Raw genomic sequence first — 1,131 nt, 5'->3', positions numbered from 1 at the left:
TAAATACTATTAAAGCAATAGCTAAAACTACGAAAAGAGATAGTATAATTATAGTTGCTATTAATTTTTCTATAGGCATTTGTATCGAGCCAACTGGAGCCATAGTCACAATAGACCAATAATCATCAGCACCATCCCATACATCAAAGTTTGCTATCGCTGCTCTATTTGCATTTCCTGTAGAAGCTGGTGTGAAGTCAAATAGAGTATTAGTTTGATTTTTTTGTAAATCAATTAATAAATTCGCACTAGGATGCGGGTTGATTTGAGTAATATTTTTGCCTATAAATTCGGTTGCAGGGCTAACTGCTATTAGACCATTTTTGCCTAATAATAATCTTTGATCGTCTTTAAAAACACTTCTTTCAGGATTTGTAAGCTCATGTTGAAGTTGTGTTAAACTTCCTAAAGCCCCTATAACCCCTATGATTTCTCCTTTTCTTACTATAGGCACAGCAATATTATAAGCTAGAATTTCTTCATTGTTGATGGTAAAATTTTGAGGTCGGCCTATTGATTCTTTTCTATTTTTTATTGCATTTTCAACGCTTTGCTGATTTAAAATAACATCTTCTGCTTGGACTAATTGTACACCACCTTTTTCTCTTAAAGAAGTGTCGTGCAGTAGCATTAAAAATTTATTTGATTGTGTTAAAAGTTTAGGGTTAATGTCATTATATTTGGAAGTATCAAGAATATGCACATAAATATATGCTATCCAGCCATTAGAATCTAAAGCTCCTTCTAAAATATTTTTAATTCTGCGTTCTTCTATTGTGTCTTGTTCTGCGATGATGCTATCAATGGTGTTTTCTGCACCCATTAGTGTTGAATGTACACTTTCTGTTGCTCCACGGACGATATTTGCATATCTAAAAGCACTTGTTTGAAGTAATTTATCTGCTTCAGTGTGTAAGATATTTGAAGATTGCATAGCAATTACACTTGCTAAAATTCCAATACCTAAGACTATAATTGCAATTACAACAGCAACTATTTTGGTCCCTATTTTTAAATTTGAAAACAATGTATCTCCTTTAATTTATATGTTTAAATTATTAAGATATATTTTATCTTAAGTATAATTATTTTTTAATTAATTAATATTTGTTTGGTATTTCTAATAGTGGA

At 30.7% G+C, this 1,131-nt stretch carries 1 protein-coding gene; it reads right to left on the bottom strand.

Going from position 1 to position 1,131, the window contains the following annotated elements; genetic code table 11:
• Positions 1-1,027 (bottom strand): hypothetical protein (locus L8T82_RS07900; RefSeq protein WP_263726279.1); only part of this gene is annotated, 1,027 nt, incomplete at its 3' end.
• Between the last annotated feature and the right edge of the window lie 104 nt (positions 1,028-1,131).

Origin of the sequence: Campylobacter sp. IFREMER_LSEM_CL292 (assembly GCF_025771615.1) — a bacterium.
In the GTDB taxonomy this organism is placed as follows: Bacteria; Campylobacterota; Campylobacteria; order Campylobacterales; family Campylobacteraceae; genus Campylobacter_D; species Campylobacter_D lari_D.
This window is presented reverse-complemented; position numbering and strand designations above follow the sequence as displayed.